This window comes from Nocardia sp. KT25-26, assembly GCF_056627695.1.
Genome location: NZ_CM152813.1, coordinates 2,013,104 through 2,026,660 on the forward strand (window position 1 = coordinate 2,013,104; position 13,557 = coordinate 2,026,660).

Genomic DNA, 13,557 nt, shown 5'->3' on the forward strand with positions numbered 1-13,557 from the left:
ACCGATGTCCACCGGAGAGCTCCGGACCGGCCGGGTGGCCGGTCGCACCGATACCGCGGCACCGGCCGGTGCGGACCCGGCCATCGTGTTCGACCGGGTCGGGGTCCGTTACGGGCGCGGCCGCAGCGCGGCCGTGGCGCTCGCCGACTTCTCGCTGCGGGTCGCGGCGGGGGAGACGGTGGCGCTGCTGGGGCCCAGCGGCTCCGGCAAATCGACCGCGTTGAAGGCACTGGCCGGTTTCGTCCGGCCGAGCTCCGGGGCGGTGCGCCTGGGCGGGCGTGATGTGACCGGCTGGTCGCCGGCCCGCCGCGGTATCGGGGTGGTGGTGCAGTCGTATGCGCTGTTCCCGCATATGACCGTGCAGGCCAATGTGGCGTTCGGGCTCCGCGCTCAGCGGGTCCGCCGCAGCGAAGTAGGGCCGCGGGTGAGCGAGGCACTCGATATGGTCGGGATGGCCGGGTACGCCGCCCGGTTGCCGCGGGAGCTCTCCGGCGGCCAGCAGCAGCGGGTCGCGATCGCCCGGGCACTCGCGATCCGGCCGAAGGTGCTGCTGCTCGACGAACCCCTCGCGGCCCTGGATGCGCAACTGCGGCAATCGATGCTCGGTGAACTGCAGCAGCTGCGGCGCGCCCTGCCCGATACCGCGATGCTGTACGTGACCCACGACCAGACCGAGGCGCTCGCGCTCGCCGACCGGATTGCGGTGCTGCGCGAGGCCCGCCTGGTGGATCTGGACACGGCCGAGAACCTGTGGCAGCGGCCCCCTTCGGAGTTCACCGCTGCCTTCCTCGGCGGGGCCAACCTCCTCGGCTGCCGAATCGAACGGGTCTCCGGGGGCGCGGCCCTGGTGACGGTGGGCGAGCACACCCTGCGTGCCCGGGCCCCCGAACCCGGTGTCGGCCGCCCGGAATGGGCGTCCGGCGCCGATGCGCTGCTGTGTGTGCGCCCGCACGCCCTCACCCTCGGCGCGCCGGGTGATCGGGAGGTGGTTTCGGGCGTCGTCGAATCGAGCATGTGGCGGGGTGCCGGCACCCGGGTACGGGTCGCCGTGCCCGGCTGGGCCGAGCCGCTGACCGTCGAGGTCGCCGGGCACCATGCGGCCGAAACCGGCGACCGGGTGGGTGTGCGCTTCCCCGATCCCGCCGGGGTTCTGGTCCCGCCCCCGCTGACCACGGCCGGTGGCGCGGAACCGAAGGAGCCGGTCCGATGAGGGCGCGGCATCCGGATCGCCACCGGGTCACCGCGGCGGCGTGGTGCCCGGCTACCGGGCAGCCGCCGGCCCGGCTTCGTCACGCCCCGGCGCTGTCGTCCGGTGCACCGGCCCATCAGGGGCGGCGCCGAATGCGGTGGGCCATATCGCGTGCGGCCGGTCCGGTCCCGCTGTGTGCGGTGCCGGGCGAGCGAGCCGCGAGGGCTCCGGCCCAGAGTCCGCAACCGACGTCGGGTAGCGACCTGTGCCGGAGGCGATGATGAGCACCGCAACAGAGGCGGCTGCCCCGGCCGTCGCAGACCACGCCGCGCCGGTCCGGCGCTGGGGACCGGTGCTGTGGGCCGCGCCGCCGGTACTGATCGTGCTGCTGATCGCCGGGTATCCGGTGCTCCGGATGCTGGCCGAGTCCACGGTGACACCGGACGGTCGCGGCACCGGGACCTGGGCGGCCGTGCTCGGGTCCGAGGCGTTCCGGGATGCCCTGTGGCGCACGGTGTCGATCGCCGTCTCGGCCACCGCGGGCTGCCTGGTACTCGGCACCTTTCTCGCGGTGGTGCTGGCTTTCGTGCCGTTTCCGGGTTCGGCGGTGGTCGGCCGGCTGATCGATACGGTCCTGACGCTGCCGTCGTTCCTGATCACCCTGGCATTCACCTTCCTCTACGGCACCGCCGGTGCGGTGAACGCGCTGATCAACCGATTGACCGGCGGGACCGAGCCGGTGCTGGACTTCCTGACCACGCCGCTGGGAGTGATCCTGGCCGAGATCACCTTCTTCACCCCGTTCGTGGTGCGGCCCCTGCTGGCGGCCTTCGCGCAGGTGCCCCGGGAACAACTGGATGTGGCGGCGAGCCTGGGCGCCTCGCCGTGGCGGGTACTGCGGCAGGTGGTGCTGCCCGAGGCGTGGCCGGCGCTGGCCGCCGGCGGCAGCCTGGTGCTGCTGCTGACCCTCAACGAATTCGGCATCGTCCTGTTCACCGGCGCCAAGGGGGTGATCACGCTGCCCGCCATGATCTACACCCGCGGCATCGTCACCTTCGACCTGCCCGGTGCGGCCGTGCTGGCGACCGTGCAGGTGCTGCTGTCGCTGACCCTGTACGCCGGATTCCGGCTGATCACCGCCCGGCTGACCCGGGCCACCCGAAAGGAGTGACGATGCTGCTGTGGACCCGAGGCGGCCGGGCCGCCGTACTCACGGCCTTCGCGCTGACCGTATCGGTGGTGTTCGGTGCGCCGATCGTCACCGTGCTGGCGGCGGCGCTGGCCGGCAGCTGGACCGGCCCGCTGCCCTCGGACCTCGGCTTCGCGAACCTGGGGCAGGCACTCGAAGGGCAGCAGGCGGCGAGCCTGTCGGTGAGCCTGCAGACCGCATTGCTGGCCGGGGCACTGTCCCTGGTCCTGGGCACCTGGGCCGCCCTGGCAGTCCGGGACGCGCCGGGTTGGCTGCGCCGCGTCACCGATGCGGTGTTCCATCTGCCGGTGGCGGTGCCGTCGGTCGCGATCGGCCTCGGCGTGCTGATCGCCTTCAACGAGCGGCCCCTGCTGCTGGGCGGCACGAAATGGATCGTGATCCTGGCGCACACCGTGCTGGTGCTGGCCTATTCCTACAGCTCCGTTTCGGCGGCGCTGGACCGCCTGGATCCGGCGTATCATCTGGTCGCCGAATCCCTGGGTGCCGGCCCGGTACGGGTGCTCTGCCGGGTGACGCTGCCGCTGCTGCTGCCCGCGCTGGGCGCCGCCGCCGGGCTGTCGATCGCGCTGTCGATGGGGGAGCTGGGCGCCACCGTCATGGTGTATCCGGCGAGCTGGAAAACCTTGCCGGTGAGCATCTTCGCCCAGACCGACCGTGGCGAGGTGTTCGATGCGGCCGCCGGCACCACCGTGCTGGTGGTGTTCACCCTGGTGGCGCTGCTGGTTCTCGGCCGGGTGCGTGGCCGCGCCGCCCTACGCTAGGGGAACTGTGTGGGTGGTCCGGTCGACTCGACCACCGGCCGTCATCGCAGCCTTCCCGGGCCTGACCTCACCATGGCGCCGCTGATTCCTGGGGCCGCCGGTTCCTACCGCCGCTGTGCCGCAGCTGGGGCAGATGTGCTCGCACTGCGATGGGCCGACGGCGTGCAGGCCGACGCAGGGGTCGGGTTCGTCGTGGACCGGCTACCCTGCGGGCGGGCGATCGTTGACGCCGTGCCGGAGCGCGGCTGGGCGGGCCGGCGGTGGCGGGTTCACGGAATGATCGCGAAAACCGTTGCGGGTGACCCGGAGCCGCCACGGTGGATCGCCCCGCCGGCCAGCACCCAGGCCCCGGTCACCGGGAGATCGGCCAGGTGGGCCAGGCATTCCAGGCTGATGCGGTGCTCGCGGTACAGCAGCCGGGATACGGCATAGCTGTCGTCGGTGCCGATGTCGGGTCCGAACGTGTCGATACCGAGGGCGCCGCGCCGGCCGAGCCGCCCGGTGTCCAGCAGCCATTCGACGGCGTCCACCGCGAACCCGGGCTGATGTCCGGCTGCGGCGCCGGTGCCCGCGAACTCGGGGCTGCCCCATTTGGCATCCCAGCCGGTCCACGCAACGATCGCGGCCTGCGCGGGGATCCGGCCGTGTCGGGTCTCCCAATCCCGCAGCAGCGCCGCCGTGATCGCGAAGTCGCGGTCGGATGCGCAGCTTTCGCGCACATCGATTTTTACGGCGGGCAGCAGCAGATCGTCCGTCTCGAGTTCGTCGGCGGCGAGCCCGTCCGGATCGAAATGGATCGGCGCACCCCAGTGGGTGCCGGTGTGCTCGCCCTGGGTGACGCACCGCAGGTAGTAGCCGTCCGCGGCGACGGTTGCCACGGTGTCGGTGCGGAAGGCGGGGTCGCCGGGGTAGATCGGCGTGGTGGCGGGGTCGTGCACATGCGACAGCCGCACCACCCGGCCGAACGGCGCGATCATCGGGCCTCTGGGCGGAGCACCGCAGCGTCGAACCAGTGGCAGAGCAGCAGGGCCATCTCGACGTCGAGGCGGTCCTCGGCGATCGGCCGGCCGCGCCGTTCGACCGCCCGGTTGACCCGGTACTTCACCGAGTTGGCATGCAGATTCAGTGCGGCCGCCGCGGCCTTGTGGCTGGCACCGGCGCCGAGGAAGACCCGCAGCGTCTCGCGCAGCCGCGCATCGTGTTCGTTGTCGGCGGCCAGCGGTCCGAGGACCCGCTGCACCCATTCGCGTGCCTCGTCCAGGTCGCGACCGAGCAGCGCGGCCGCAGCCAGCCCGGGGTCGCTCGCAGCCGTTACCCGGGCACCGGCCGGGCCCGCCGCCAGCGCGACCTCACGGGCCCGGACCGCCTGCCGGTGCGAGGAGCGGAAACCCGCAGTCCCCGGCGCCGGAATACCCGATGCCAGTCGCGGTGCCTCCGGGTGCGCGTCGGCGAAGGCGCGGACGCGCTCGACGATGGACGATGCCGCCGCCGCGCCGAGCGGCAGCCAGCCCCAGCCGGTGAGCCGGTCCGCCGCGACGAACAGCCCGGGCCCCAGCGCATCGACGCCCGCAGCCAGTTCCCGGACGAACCGTTCCAGCCGGGCCAGCTCGTCGCCGCCGTCGGGCACCCAGAGCACCAGACCCAGGTGGGTGCGGTGCAGCGGATACCGGATGGCCTCGCTCACCGCGTCGGTATCGACGGCTGCGCCCTCGAGCAGTTCGCGCACCCGGACCGCGCGGGTGCTGTTGCGGTTCTCCAGCCAGTGGTCACGTTCGTTCTGATAGGTCGCGACGACCTGCTGGGAGATCCAGTCGATGTAGCCGAAGGTGATGGTGGTGATCTGCTCGAAAACGTCCAGCTGTACCTGCGGCGTCAGCTGCAGCGCCCGGACCTCCTCGGACACGATGCCGAGCAGCTTCTGTTGGCCGAGCCGGTAGGCGCGGACCAGGGCGTTGGGCGCGATGCCGTGCTGGGCGAGGCGCCGGGCGTATTCGAGCGCCGCGGTCGGCGGCTCCACGTTCTCTATCGGGATGTCGTGCTGAATCGCGGAGAAGATCGTATCGACATTTCCTTCGACGCTGTCGCGCAGCAACTCACGCAACTGGGCATCGCCGCGCAGATCCTCGATCTCGGCCAACAGATGCACCTGGATCGTGCGGCTGACCTCGTCGAGCCGTCCGGCGAGGCGTTCCACGGCGACGGCGGCGTTCGGGCCGACGGCCGGCGGTTCGGCTGCGGTGGGCATGCCCAACAGTAGAACGCCGTGACCGGGCGGTGGGGTGAATGCTGCGCCGCAATCGGCGAGTTGTCCCGGGGAGACAAGCGGGGCGCCGAGCTTCATCGTCGCGCGACGGTGTGATCGAGGTCTCATCTCCGTACCGTCGGGAATCAGTCCTTATGAGTACCGCCAGGAGTGATCATGACCCTCGCTCTGTTGCCCGATCGCCGGGCCGCGCACGATCCGACCGGCCCGGCCGTGGCCGACGACGAGATCGCATACGACAATGCCGGATTCCTGGCGGCTGTCGGCCGGGCCGCCGGGACGCTGCACGCGCACGGGGTCGGCCCGGGTGACGTCGTGGCCGTGATGCTGCCGAACACGGCCGGCCTGGTCGTCACCCTGTTCGCCGCCTGGCGACTGGGCGCGGCGGTGACCCCGCTGAATCCGGCGATGGTGGCCGAGGAGGTCGGCTACCAGATCGACGACGCGGGCGCCGACGTTCTGGTCGTCGTCGAGCCACCGGCCTACCAGGTGCCCGCCGCGGTGGTGCTGCCGGTCGACCGGCTCACGGCCATGCCCGGGCACACCGAGGTGCACGCCGGTACCGAGGACGACCTGGCGCTGGTGATCTACACCAGCGGCACCACCGGCCGCCCGAAGGGCGTGATGCTCGCGCACGCGAACCTGAATGCCATGTGTGCCATGGTGATCGGCGCCTTCTCGCTCGGCCCGGCGGACCGCAGCCTGCTGGTGCTGCCGCTGTTCCATGTCAACGGGATCGTCATCGGCACCCTGTCGCCGCTGCTGGCCGGTGGCAGTACCTGCATCGCGGGCCGGTTCGATGCGAAGGAATTCTTCGACCGGCTGGCCGAAAGCGGGGCCACCTACTTCTCTGCGGTCCCGACCATCTACACGATGCTCGCCGACCTACCCGACACCGGGCAACCGGACACCTCGCAGGTCCGGTTCGCCATCTGTGGCGCGGCGCCGGCCAGCGTGGAACTGCTGGCGAAGTTCGAATCCCGCTACGGGATCCCGATCGTCGAGGGCTACGGACTGTCCGAGGGAACCTGCGCCAGCACGGTGAATCCGCTGTACGGCGAACGGCGGCCCGGCACCGTCGGGCTGCCGTTACCCGGTCAGCGGATCCGGATCGTCGACTCCAACGGGGCCGACGTCGATCCCGGCGCGGCCGGTGAGGTCATCATTTCGGGCCCGAACGTCATGCGCGGCTACCTGAACCGGCCGGTTGAGACCGAACGGACGGTCGTCGAGGGCTGGCTGCACACCGGCGACATCGGCCGGTTCGACGAGTACGGCTATCTGGTGCTGGTGGACCGCGCCAAGGACATGATCATCCGCGGCGGCGAGAACATCTACCCGAAAGAGCTCGAATCGGTCGTCTACCAGCTGCCCGAGATCGCTACTGCGGCGGTGGTCGGCCGCGCCGATCCGAGGTACGGCGAGGTGCCCGTGCTCTACGTCGCACCCCATTCCGGGACCGAGGTGGATACCGAGCGGGTGCTCGGCCATCTGCGGGCCGCCCTGTCCCGGTACAAGGTGCCCGTCGAGGTCACGGTTCTCGACGAGTTGCCCGTCAATGCCGTCGGAAAGCTCGACAAGCCGGCCCTGCGGCGTCTGGTCCGCGGCGCCGGTCGATAGCAGAAGGAGTCGAAATCATGGGTTTCACGAAACCTGATCTGCCGGCCGTAGACCCGGACGAGTTCCTGCGGCAGCCGCTCATGGAGCGGATGCGCATCCTGGCCACCGACTGGGCCGAGAACGGCTTCGGTTCGCCGAGGATGGTGCATTGCGTCTACATCATCAAACTGATCGTGCTGTACGCCATCGGCGGTGTCACGGTGGCAACGCTGACCTCCGGGCTGCCCCCCTTCTGGCAGGTGGCCGAATGGTGGAACCAGCCGGTCGTGTACCAGAAGCTGATCCTGTGGACCGTGCTGCTCGAAGCCATCGGCATAGCCGGGTCCTGGGGGCCGCTGGCGGGCAAGGTCAAGCCGATGACCGGTGGGATCCTGTTCTGGGCCAGGCCTGCAACGATCCGCCTGCGGCCGTGGAAGTGGGTGCCGGGCACCGCGGGGAACCGGCGGACCTGGTTCGATATCGCGCTCTACCTCGCCCTGCTGACGAGCCTGGTCGTCGCACTCGTGCGGCCCGGTGTGACGACCGACGCCCTCGCCGCGGCCCTGCCGGACAATGTCTCCGGGCTGGTGAGTCCCGCCGTGTTGATCGCCCCGATCGTGCTACTGATCCTGAACGGCCTGCGGGACAAGACGATCTTCCTCGCCGCCCGTGGTGAGCAGTACCTGCCGGCGCTGATCTTCTTCGCGGCGCTGCCGTTCGTCAACATGATCATCGCGCTCAAACTGCTGATCGTGGTGGTGTGGGTCGGCGCCGGGTTCTCCAAGTTCGGCAAGCACTTCTCGAACGTGGTGCCGCCGATGGTGAGCAACAGCCCGTCGATGCCGTTCAAGGCGATCAAGCGCGCACACTACCGCGATTTCCCGCGGGACCTGCGACCCTCCCGGCTGGCCGATGTCATGGCCCATGTCGGCGGGACCACCGTCGAGATCGTGACTCCGCTGGTGCTGCTGTTCTCCCCGAACCCGTGGCTGACCGGGCTGGGTGTCATCGTGATGGTGGTCTTCCACCTGTTCATCACCTCGACCTTCCCGCTCGCCGTGCCGCTGGAATGGAACATCCTGTTCGCCTACGCCACGGTGTTCCTCTTCCTCGGCTTCCCGGCCTGGGAGGGCTACGCCGTATGGGACATGTCGCCGGCCTGGCTGGCGGTGTCGATCGCGGCAGCGCTGCTGTTCTATCCGGTGCTGGGCAATCTGCGCCCGGACAAGGTGTCGTTCCTGCCTTCCATGCGGCAGTACGCCGGCAACTGGGCCTCGGCGGTGTGGGCGTTCGCTCCCGGCGCCGAAGCGAAGCTGGACCGGGTGACCCGATCGGCGAAGAACCAGATCGACCAGTTCGTGGAATTCGGATTCGAGCCGAACTGGGCCGAGGTGAACCTGCAGCGCACCATCGGCTGGCGCACCATGCACAGCCAGGCCCGCGGCCTGTTCTCGCTGCTGATCGCCCGGCTGCCCGATGTCGACACCCGCACCGTGCGGGAAGCGGAGTTCTTGTGCAACTCGCTGATCGGGTTCAACTTCGGCGACGGGCATCTGCACAACGAGGACCTGATCGCGGCCGTGCAGGACGAGGCCCGGTTCGAACCGGGAGAGGTGCTGATCGCCTGGGTGGAATCGGAAGCCTTCGGCAGCGGTATCCAGCGTTACCGGCTGGTCGACCCCGCGGTCGGGGTGATCGAACGGGGCACCTGGAAGGTCGCCGACGCAGTCGCCGAACAGCCGTGGCTGCCCAACGGGCCGATCCCGCTGCAGGTCACCTGGACCCGCCCGGCGCCCGCGGACCTCGGCACGTCGCAGGCCCACCCGGACGATTCCGGCGTACGGGCATGAATCTCCCGGCCGGTCGGCTGCAGCGCCGCAGCGATCGGCCGGGGGCTGGCCCGGACACCATGGCGACGGAGGGCGGCCGCACCGCACCATCGAAGGGGAATGAGGAGTCAGCTGATGAGTACCGCAGTCGTCGTGGGGTCCGGGCCGAACGGACTCGCCGCCGCCGTCACGCTGGCCGCCGAGGGCGTGCAGGTGACGGTCCTGGAGGCGGCGGACGAAATCGGTGGTGGGGCGCGCTCCGGTGCGGCGATCGTGCCCGGACTGCTGCACGATCACTGTGCGGCCATCCATCCGATGGCGGTCGGGTCCCGGTTCCTCACCGGGTACGGCCTGGACCGCTACGGGCTGCAGTGGCGGTGGCCGGAGATCGATTGCACCCATCCGCTGCCGGGCGGCCGGGCGGGGGTGCTGCACCGCTCGGTCGAGGAAACCGCGGCCGGTCTGGGCTCCGACGGTTCGCGGTGGCGGGCGGCCTTCGCCGGACCGGCGGCCCGCTTCGACACCCTGGCCGAGGACATCATGGGGCCGCTGTTGCGGATCCCGCGGCATCCGCTGACCCTGGCCCGGTTCGGAGCACCGACCGCCCTGCCCGCCTCGGTCCTGTCCCGGTGGTTTCGCACCGAGGCGGGGCGCGCACTGTTCGGTGGTGTCGCGGCGCATGCCTTCCGGCCCCTGCACCACCCGATGACCTCCGCCATCGGGATGGGCATCATCACGGCCGGACATCGGCACGGCTGGCCGGTGGCGGCCGGCGGAACGCAGTCGATCACCGACGCCCTCGCGGCGCTGCTCGGCGACCTGGGTGGCAAGGTGGAGACCGGCGTGTACGTCCGGTCCGTGGCCGAGTTGCCGCCCGCCGACGTCACGATCTTCGACCTGGCACCGGGTGCGGTGTCCGACATCCTCGGTGACCGGCTGCCCGGCCGCATCGCCCGCGCCTATCGCCGGTTCCGGCACGGCCCCGGCGCGTTCAAGGTCGACTTCGCGGTCGAGGGCGGGGTGCCCTGGGCCGACCCGCATTCCGGCCGGGCCGGCACCGTCCATCTGGGCGGCAGCTTTGCCGAGATCGCCGCCGCTGAACGGGACATCCAGGCCGGCCGGCTGCCGGAGCGGCCCTTCGTCCTGCTCGGCCAGCAGTACCTCGCCGACCCCGGCCGGTCGGTCGGCGACATCCACCCCGTGTATTCCTACGCCCATGTGCCGCACGGCTACCCCGGTGATGCCACCGAGGCGATCATCGCCCGCATCGAACAGTTCGCCCCCGGCTTCCGGGACCGCATCATCGGCCACGTCGTGCGTACCACTACCGAGATGTCTGTCTACAACCCGAACTATGTCGGCGGCGACATCGTCACCGGTGCGAAGGATGTGCGCCAGCTCGTCTTCGGCCCGCGCACCACGGTGCACCCGTACTCGGTGGGAGTCCCGGGCATGTACCTGTGCTCGGCTGCTACGCCTCCGGGGCCCGGGACGCACGGGATGTGCGGATACCGAGCTGCCCGTCAGGCATGTGCCCATCTCGGTATCCGCTGACGCTCGGAGTCGCCCGGCAACCCATTCGCGGAGTGGAAGCCGTGCCCGCCGACCACGAAGGGTATTATATCAATTCATTTTGATGTAATATCGAGGTGTGTCGGTTTCGGATCGAGCGAACGTCCCACTGGTGGTGCGCATGGCTGCCCACCCGCTGCGCTGGGCGCTGATGACCGAGCTCGCCGCCGGGGATCGGCGGGTGCGGGAGCTGGTCGATGTGGTGGACGAGCCGCAGAATCTGGTGTCGTATCACCTGCGGCTGCTGCGGTCGGCCGGTCTGGTCACCTCGCGGCGCAGTAGCTACGACGGCCGCGATGCCTATTACCACCTGGATCCGGCGCGGTGCGCCACGGCCTTCGGTGCGGCGGCCGCCGCGCTGGGGCCCGATCCGGCGCGACGCAGCTGGCCGGTGGGCACCTCGGTGCTGTTCCTGTGTACCGGGAACAGTGCCCGCTCGCCGATGGCCGAGGCGCTGCTGCGGCACCGTGCCCCCACGGTGTCCGTGGCCAGTGCGGGCAGTCACCCGGCCGCCCGGATCCATCCGAATGCCGTCCGGGTCCTGCACGAGGACTTCGGGATCGACCTCGACATCCGGCCGCCCCGATCGCTCACCGCGCTCGGCGACCGCCGTTTCGATCAGGTGATCACCCTGTGCGACAAGGTTCGTGAGGTCGCCTGGGACCACGGCTCCGCGGTGCTGACCCATTGGAGCCTGCCGAACCCGGCCGCCGATCGGGCCGGATACCCCGAGTTCCAGCGGATCGCTGCGGAACTCGACACCAGAATCGGACAGCTACCGCTGCCGTGCACCATGGAGGGAGAGTCGTCATGACCACCACCGCACCCACCGAACTCGCTCGGGTTCGCTATCTCGTCGACGATGTTCGTACCGCCGTCGACTTCTACACCACCCAGCTCGGTTTCACCGTCGATTTCGATGCGGCGCCGGCGTTCGCCGCGGTGATCCGCGGGCCGTTGCAGCTGCTGCTGGCCGGGCCGAAGAGCTCGGCCGGGCGGCCGATGCCCGACGGCGCCGTCCCGGAACCGGGCGGCTGGAACCGGCTGCAGCTGGTGGTGGACGATATCGCCGCCGACGTGGCCCGCCTGCGATCCGCCGGAGTGCCGTTCCGCAACGACATCGTCAGCGGCCCGGGCGGACAGCAGATTCTGCTGCAGGATCCGGCCGGCAATTTCGTGGAGCTGTTCCAGCCCGCCGCGGCGAGCTGATCCGGGCGATCCGCCGCGGCTATCGGGTCGGCGACGGCTGGGCCGGTTCGGTGGCGTAGGAACGCGGATGCAGGGGGTTCCGGGCATTCGCCAGTCCGCTGACGGTGGCCGAGCCGAGCACCCCGGCCCGATCGAAGACGACGCCGGTGCCGATCGAGAGTCCGTCCCGGTCGATCCGGCCGGTGGCCGACAGGCCCACCTCCAGATCCTGTGGGAGCCGCACCAGGGACAGGGTGACATCCGGGTTGATGAACTCCAGGCCGCGGTCACCGTAGTTGGCCACCAGGTTCATCACGTCCGCGGTGCTCGCGACCAGCTGGAACGGGGTGATCGGCTCGCCGGCGACAACCTGGATCGGCTGCTGCCAGATCTGCTTGCGCCCGTCGCCGCGGGCCCGGTCGGCATCGCCCCACCCGGTGTGCTCACTGAAATAGAGCCGATCGTGGCCGGGCACCATCGGCATCCCGGGGGCCGGTGGGTGTGGCGGCGACGACTCGCCGGACCAGACGTTCCCGGCGGGCGTCTCGCCGGCCAGCAGCCACAGTGCCGAGGCGCGGGCCACCGGCCCGTCCTTCTGTTCCAGGACCGCATCGATCAGCACCAGCCGCCGGCTCTCCCGGACCACCGTGGTGGTCAGCCGGCAGTTCCGCATCCGGGCCGGTCGGAACATGTCCAGGGTCCACCGCACCGGGCGCAGTTCCGGCCGGCCGAGCCCGGCCGCCGCCTGCTCGGCCGCCCGGGCGAGCGCCCCGCTGACCGCCATGCCCCGCAGCTGGTCGGCGCCCCAGCCGCTGCCGGCCCGTGGTCCGGGAATCAGCTCGGAAGCGGGGTCCGGTCCGGGCCGGAAGAAGGCGTCGGTCGTCATCGAAACTCCGGGGTCCCATTCGGCGGCAGGTATGTGCCCGTGACATCAACGGCAGGTATGTGCCGACGACATTACCTGCGTCACGAACGGGACTGCGGCGAGATCCGGCGCCGGACGTCGATGACCGAGCGAGCGCCCGCCGTCGCAGGCTCGCCGTCCCCGGTCGGCCCGGGACGGATAGTCTGGACCCCATGTCCGTGCGCACCCGTGAACCCCTCGTCCCCGGCGTCCAGTCTCCGACCCGGGAGGTACCCCGCAGCATCGAGCGACCGGAGTACGCGTGGAAGGACACCGTGAACGAGGGGCGTGAGCCCTGGGTCCAGACGCCGGAGACGATCGAGAAGATGCGGGTCGCAGGCCGGATCGCCGCCCGGGCGCTGGAAGAGGCCGGTAAGGCGGTGGCACCCGGCGTCACCACCGACGAGCTGGACCGGATCGCGCACGAGTACATGTGCGACCACGGTGCGTACCCGTCCACCCTCGGCTACAAGGGCTTCCCCAAGTCCTGTTGTACCTCGCTGAACGAGGTGATCTGCCACGGCATCCCGGACTCGACCGTGGTACGCGACGGTGACATCGTCAATATCGATGTCACCGCCTATATCGACGGCGTGCACGGCGACACCAACAAGACCTTCCTGGCCGGTGACGTCGACGAGGAGGTGCGGCTGCTCGTCGAACGCACCGAGGAGGCCACCCGCCGGGCGATCAAGGCGGTCAAGCCGGGCCGGGCGCTCAATGTCATCGGCCGGGTGATCGAGTCCTACGCGAATCGCTTCGGCTACGGCGTGGTCCGTGACTTCACCGGTCACGGAGTCGGCCCCACCTTCCACAGCGGCCTGGTGATCCTGCACTACGACCAGCCCTCCGTGGATACCGTGATCGAGCCGGGGATGACCTTCACCATCGAGCCGATGATCAACCTCGGTGGCATCGACTACGAGATCTGGGACGACGGCTGGACGGTGGTCACCAAGGACCGCAAGTGGACCGCCCAGTTCGAACATACGCTCGTCGTCACCGACACCGGTGCGGACATCCTGACGCTGCCGTGAGTGAG

At 70.4% G+C, this 13,557-nt stretch carries 12 protein-coding genes; 9 read left to right on the plus strand and 3 right to left on the minus strand.

Annotated elements, in window-relative coordinates:
* Positions 1 to 4 precede the first annotated feature (4 nt).
* The 3 genes from AC1HFH_RS09155 to AC1HFH_RS09165 all read left to right on the plus strand — a co-directional run bounded on the left by AC1HFH_RS09155 (position 5) and on the right by AC1HFH_RS09165 (position 3,160).
* Positions 5 to 1,210 (plus strand): ABC transporter ATP-binding protein, encoded by a 1,206-nt coding sequence (locus tag AC1HFH_RS09155; protein WP_480247000.1) that lies wholly within the window; start codon positions 5 to 7, stop codon positions 1,208 to 1,210.
* A gap of 259 nt (positions 1,211 to 1,469) precedes the next feature.
* On the plus strand, positions 1,470 to 2,360 hold the full coding sequence (locus AC1HFH_RS09160) for a 2-aminoethylphosphonate ABC transporter permease subunit (protein WP_480247001.1): 891 nt from the start codon (positions 1,470 to 1,472) through the stop codon (positions 2,358 to 2,360).
* Positions 2,361 to 2,362: 2 nt separating this feature from the next.
* On the plus strand, positions 2,363 to 3,160 hold the full coding sequence (locus AC1HFH_RS09165; protein ID WP_480247002.1) for an ABC transporter permease: 798 nt from the start codon (positions 2,363 to 2,365) through the stop codon (positions 3,158 to 3,160).
* Between the two features lie 269 nt (positions 3,161 to 3,429).
* Here AC1HFH_RS09165 and AC1HFH_RS09170 read toward each other — a convergent pair whose 3' ends face one another.
* Positions 3,430 to 4,137, minus strand: coding sequence for a cyclase family protein (locus AC1HFH_RS09170; protein WP_480247003.1), 708 nt, complete (start codon positions 4,135 to 4,137; stop codon positions 3,430 to 3,432).
* Positions 4,134 to 5,405, minus strand: coding sequence for an RsbRD N-terminal domain-containing protein (locus AC1HFH_RS09175; RefSeq protein ID WP_480247004.1), 1,272 nt, complete (start codon positions 5,403 to 5,405; stop codon positions 4,134 to 4,136). The genes AC1HFH_RS09170 and AC1HFH_RS09175 overlap by 4 nt, the downstream gene beginning before the upstream one ends.
* Before the next feature lie 174 nt (positions 5,406 to 5,579).
* Between AC1HFH_RS09175 and AC1HFH_RS09180 the strand changes: the two genes are divergently transcribed.
* The 5 genes from AC1HFH_RS09180 (at position 5,580) to AC1HFH_RS09200 (ending at position 11,632) form a co-directional block, all read left to right on the plus strand.
* Positions 5,580 to 7,043: a class I adenylate-forming enzyme family protein gene (locus AC1HFH_RS09180; RefSeq protein WP_480247005.1), complete on the plus strand. Its 1,464-nt coding sequence runs from the start codon at positions 5,580 to 5,582 to the stop codon at positions 7,041 to 7,043.
* Between the two features lie 17 nt (positions 7,044 to 7,060).
* Positions 7,061 to 8,872, plus strand: a complete 1,812-nt coding sequence (locus AC1HFH_RS09185; protein WP_480247006.1) for a DUF3556 domain-containing protein — start codon at positions 7,061 to 7,063, stop codon at positions 8,870 to 8,872.
* A gap of 114 nt (positions 8,873 to 8,986) precedes the next feature.
* Positions 8,987 to 10,405 (plus strand): phytoene desaturase family protein, encoded by a 1,419-nt coding sequence (locus tag AC1HFH_RS09190; RefSeq protein ID WP_480247007.1) that lies wholly within the window; start codon positions 8,987 to 8,989, stop codon positions 10,403 to 10,405.
* Positions 10,406 to 10,502: 97 nt separating this feature from the next.
* Positions 10,503 to 11,237: an arsenate reductase/protein-tyrosine-phosphatase family protein gene (locus AC1HFH_RS09195; protein ID WP_480247008.1), complete on the plus strand. Its 735-nt coding sequence runs from the start codon at positions 10,503 to 10,505 to the stop codon at positions 11,235 to 11,237.
* Positions 11,234 to 11,632 (plus strand): VOC family protein, encoded by a 399-nt coding sequence (locus AC1HFH_RS09200; protein WP_480247009.1) that lies wholly within the window; start codon positions 11,234 to 11,236, stop codon positions 11,630 to 11,632. Before AC1HFH_RS09195 ends, AC1HFH_RS09200 begins: the two co-directional genes overlap by 4 nt.
* A gap of 19 nt (positions 11,633 to 11,651) precedes the next feature.
* Here AC1HFH_RS09200 and AC1HFH_RS09205 read toward each other — a convergent pair whose 3' ends face one another.
* Entirely contained in the window at positions 11,652 to 12,497 is an 846-nt protein-coding gene (locus AC1HFH_RS09205) for an acyl-CoA thioesterase domain-containing protein (RefSeq protein WP_480247010.1), read from the minus strand.
* Between the two features lie 191 nt (positions 12,498 to 12,688).
* Between AC1HFH_RS09205 and map the strand changes: the two genes are divergently transcribed.
* On the plus strand, positions 12,689 to 13,552 hold the full coding sequence (map, locus tag AC1HFH_RS09210) for a type I methionyl aminopeptidase (RefSeq protein ID WP_480247011.1): 864 nt from the start codon (positions 12,689 to 12,691) through the stop codon (positions 13,550 to 13,552).
* Positions 13,553 to 13,557: the final 5 nt, after the last annotated feature.